The organism is Kineococcus indalonis, assembly GCF_009906395.1.
GTDB lineage: Bacteria > Actinomycetota > Actinomycetes > Actinomycetales > Kineococcaceae > Kineococcus > Kineococcus indalonis.
Map to the genome: position 1 here is coordinate 1 of NZ_JAAALM010000382.1, position 3,971 is coordinate 3,971.

Consider the following 3,971-nt stretch of genomic DNA (forward strand, 5'->3'; position numbering starts at 1 on the left):
GACCACGACCAGCTCCGGCCGCGCGCGCACGTGCCGCACCCCCTCGCGCAGCGACCCGGCCGGGCGGCCGGCGGCGCGGGCCGCGGCGCGCTCGGCGGCGTCGACCGCGTCGACGTGGCGCACGGCGCGCAACCCCGCCAGGGCGGCCGCGAAGCTGAGGGCGTTGAGCAGGAACACCGGCCCGGCGCCCACCGCGGCGATGAGCAGGCCGGCGAGCGCCGGACCGGCCATCCTCGCCACGTTGAACGAGGCGGCGTTCAGCGCGACCGCGTTGGGCAGGTCCCGCTCGGGCACGAGCTGCCCGGCGATCGTCAGCCGGGCGGGCCCGTCGAGGGCGGAGGCGAGCCCGAGCAGCGCCGCGAAGACGTACAGGTGCCCCAGCACCGCCTGCCCCGAGAGCACCAGCAGGCCCATCCCCGCCGCCAGCGACCCCGTGGCCACCTGCGTCGCCACGAGCACCCTGCGCCGGGAGAACCGGTCGGCCACCGCGCCGGCCACGGGCGCCAGCAGCAGCACCGGGGCGAACTGCAGCGCCGTGGTGAGCCCGCCGGCGGTGCCCGACGCCCCCGGCAGGACCTGCACCGCCAGCCAGTCCTGGGCGATGCGCTGCATCCAGGTGCCGGTGTTGCTCACCAGCGCCCCCGCGGCCCACCAGCGGTAGTCGCGGTGCTGCAGGGAGCGGAACGTCCGGCTCACCGCCGCCCCCGCCGCGCGGTCGGGCGACGGGGGCGGGGACGCTGCACGCCTCGACGCTAACCAGCGCCGGCGCGCCGCGCGCCCGGGTGCGCCCGGGGCGGCAGGGCGCCGACGACGTGGGCAGGACCCCGCCCGCCGAGAACACCCGGGAACGACGAACGGGTGCCCGCCCCGTGGGACGAACACCCGCTCTGACCTGCGCGAACGCCGGTCGGGCTGACAGGATTTGAACCTGCGACCCCTTGACCCCCAGTCAAGTGCGCTACCAAGCTGCGCCACAGCCCGATGGCCCGAACCCCGTTCCCGGGGGGCGAACCGGTGACAACCTTACATCACCTCTTGCGCTTCTCCCGCACCCGCACGCTCAGCTCGATCGGCGTGCCCGTGAAGCCGAACTCCTCGCGCAGCCGGCGCTCCAGGAAGCGGCGGTAGCCGGCCTCCAGGAAGCCGCTGGCGAAGACCACGAAGCGCGGCGGGCGCGTGGAGGCCTGGGTGCCGAAGAGGATGCGCGGCTGCTTGCCGCCGCGCACGGGGTGCGGCTGCGCGGCCACGACCTGGCCCAGGAAGCTGTTCAGGCGCCCGGTGGGCACGCGGGTGTCCCACGACTCCAGGGCGGTGTCCAGGGCCGGCACGAGCTTGTCGACGTGCCGGCCGGTCAGCGCCGAGACGTTCACCCGCGGCGCCCACGGGATCTGCACGAGCTCCTTCTCGATCTCGCGCTCGAGGTAGTGGCGGCGCTCCTCGTCCGTCAGGTCCCACTTGTTGTAGCCGATGACCAGCGCGCGGCCGGACTCCACCACCGTGGAGACGATGCGGATGTCCTGCTCGGTGATCGGCTCGCTGGCGTCCAGCAGCACCACGGCCACCTCCGCCTTCTCCAGCGCGGCCTGGGTGCGCAGGGAGGCGTAGAAGTCCGCCCCGCGGGTCAGGTGCACGCGGCGGCGGATGCCGGCGGTGTCCACGAAGCGCCAGGTGCGCCCGCCCAGCTCGATCAGCTCGTCCACCGGGTCGCGGGTGGTGCCCGCGGTGGGGTGGACCACGACCCGCTCGGAACCGGCGAGCCGGTTCAGCAGGCTGGACTTGCCGACGTTGGGCCGCCCCAGCAGCGCCACGCGCCGCGGGCCGCCCTCGGGCAGCAGCCCGCCGCCGACCGCGGAGACCTCCGGCAGCAGGCGCACCGCGGCGTCCAGCGCGTCGCCGGTGCCGCGCCCGTGCAGCGCGGAGACGGGGTACGGCTCCCCCAGGCCCAGGGACCACAGCTCGGTGGCGTCGGCCTCCTGGCGCGGGCCGTCGACCTTGTTGGCCACCAGGACCACCGGCTTGCCCGAGCGGCGCAGCAGCCGCACGACCTGCTCGTCGGAGGCGGTGGCCCCCACGGTGGCGTCCACGACGAAGACCACCGCGTCCGCCAGGTCGATGGCGATCTCGGCCTGCTCGGCCACGGCGAGGTCCAGGCCCTCGACCTTGCGCTCCCAGCCGCCGGTGTCGACGAGGGTGAAGTCGCGCCCGGCCCAGTTCGCCGGGTAGGAGACCCGGTCGCGGGTCACGCCGGGCACGTCCTCCACGACCGCCTCGCGGCGGCCGATGATCCGGTTGACCAGCGTGGACTTGCCCACGTTGGGCCGGCCCACCACGGCCAGCACCGGCAGCGGGCCGTCCGGGCGCTCCTCGGGGCCGCCGGGGCCGCCGGACTCCAGCAGCGCCACGTCCTCGGGCGAGAGGTCGTAGTCCTCCAGGCCCGCGCGCAGCGCGTTCTCCACGCCCGCCTCGTGCTGCGGGTCGTGCTGGTGCTCGTCAGGGGTGTCGGTCGTGCTCACCGCGGGCCTCCGGGTACGTCGTCGGACGCCATGTCGCCGAGCCCCAGCTCGTCGGCGTCCAGGTCGTCGGGCAGGGGGGTGCCGGTGCGGCGCATGCTCTCCAGCACGTGCGCGGAGAGCCGGTCGCGGACCTGGTCCACGGCCGCGGCCAGGGCCCGGCGGCCGGGCACCCCGGGTTCCTTCACCACGGTGAACGGCTCACCGAAGCAGTAGTGCAGCGCGCGCCGCGGCGGCGGGGCGGTGCGGTTGCGCTCCCCGGGCCGGTGCGCGCCCAGGCACGCCACCGGCACCACGGGCGCGCCGGACTGCAGCGCGATCCACGCGATGCCCGAGCGCACCGAGGCGGCGTCCCCGCGCCCGCGGGTGCCCTCGGGGAACACGCCGGCGGCGCCGCCCTCGGCCAGCACGCGCAGCACCGTCTGCAGCGCGTCGCGGTCGCCGTGGCTGCGGTCGATGGGGATCTGCCCGGCGCGCAGCAGCGCCCAGCCGACGGGTCCGCCGAACATCTCCTTCTTGACGAGGAAGGCCACGTCGCGCGGGGCCACCCCGAACAGCAGCGGCCCGTCCGTCAGGGAGGCGTGGTTGGAGGCCAGCAGCACCGGGCCGGTGGCCGGCACGTTCTGCGCGCCGTGGACCCTGGCGTTCCACACCACGTGCGCCAGGAACCCGCCCAGCGCCTTCGTCCACGCCTGCGGCCTGCCCGCGCGCGGGACGGCGACCTCCTGCGCGGCCCCGCTCACGGGCGCGCCCCCGCGGCGCGGCGCACCAGCTCCAGCAGGGCCGCGACGGTGCCCTCGAAGTCCAGATGCGTGGAGTCCAGGGTCACCACGCCGTCGGCGGCGGCGGTGAAGGCGGTGGTGCGCGCGTCGACGCGGTCGCGCTCGGAGACCGAGCGGCGCACCGCCTCCACGGCGTCGGCGTCGGCGCTGCCGAGGTCCTGCTGCGCGCGCCGGGCCAGGCGCACCCGCTCGTCGGCCGTCAGCAGCACCCGCACGTCGGCGTCCGGGGCCACGACCGTGGTGATGTCGCGCCCCTCGGCGACCACGCCGGGGCGCGCGCCGGGCGCGGGGGCGGCGCAGGCGGACTCGATCAGGGCCCGCTGGCGCAGCACCAGGTCCGAGCGCACCGCCGGCACGGCGGCCACCGCGCTGACCGCGCCGGTCACCTCCGGGCCGCGCACCTGCGCGGTCAGGTCGGTCTCGGCGCCGTCGGCGCCCACGACCGCGATCGTGGGGCGCTGCGGGTCGGTGCCCACCGACAGCGCCACCGTGCGCACGTGCGCGGCCACCGCGGCCGGGTCGGCCAGGTCCACGCCGGTGCGCAGCGCCGACCACGTCACCGCGCGGTACATGGCACCGGTGTCCAGGAAGGCCACGCCCAGGGCGCGCGCGGCCGCGCGGCTGACGCTGGACTTGCCGGAGCCGGAGGGCCCGTCCACGGCCACCACGAGCCCCGACG

At 76.8% G+C, this 3,971-nt stretch carries 4 protein-coding genes and 1 tRNA gene; all 5 read right to left on the reverse strand.

Features of this window, described 5'->3' with window-relative positions; translation table 11 throughout:
• Positions 1-696: MFS transporter (locus GTR00_RS16065; protein WP_166612597.1), on the reverse strand; the 696-nt coding region annotated here is incomplete at its 3' end.
• A gap of 211 nt (positions 697-907) precedes the next feature.
• Positions 908-981 (reverse strand) — tRNA-Pro (locus GTR00_RS16070).
• A gap of 47 nt (positions 982-1,028) precedes the next feature.
• The gene (gene der, locus GTR00_RS16075; RefSeq protein WP_166612598.1) at positions 1,029-2,513 is read right to left on the reverse strand and encodes a ribosome biogenesis GTPase Der; all 1,485 of its coding nucleotides are present in this window, start codon (positions 2,511-2,513) and stop codon (positions 1,029-1,031) included.
• On the reverse strand, positions 2,510-3,253 hold the full coding sequence (locus GTR00_RS16080) for a lysophospholipid acyltransferase family protein (RefSeq protein ID WP_166612599.1): 744 nt from the start codon (positions 3,251-3,253) through the stop codon (positions 2,510-2,512). The genes der and GTR00_RS16080 overlap by 4 nt, the downstream gene beginning before the upstream one ends.
• Positions 3,250-3,971: (d)CMP kinase (gene cmk / locus GTR00_RS16085; RefSeq protein WP_205705952.1), on the reverse strand; the 722-nt coding region annotated here is incomplete at its 5' end. The genes GTR00_RS16080 and cmk, both read right to left, overlap by 4 nt.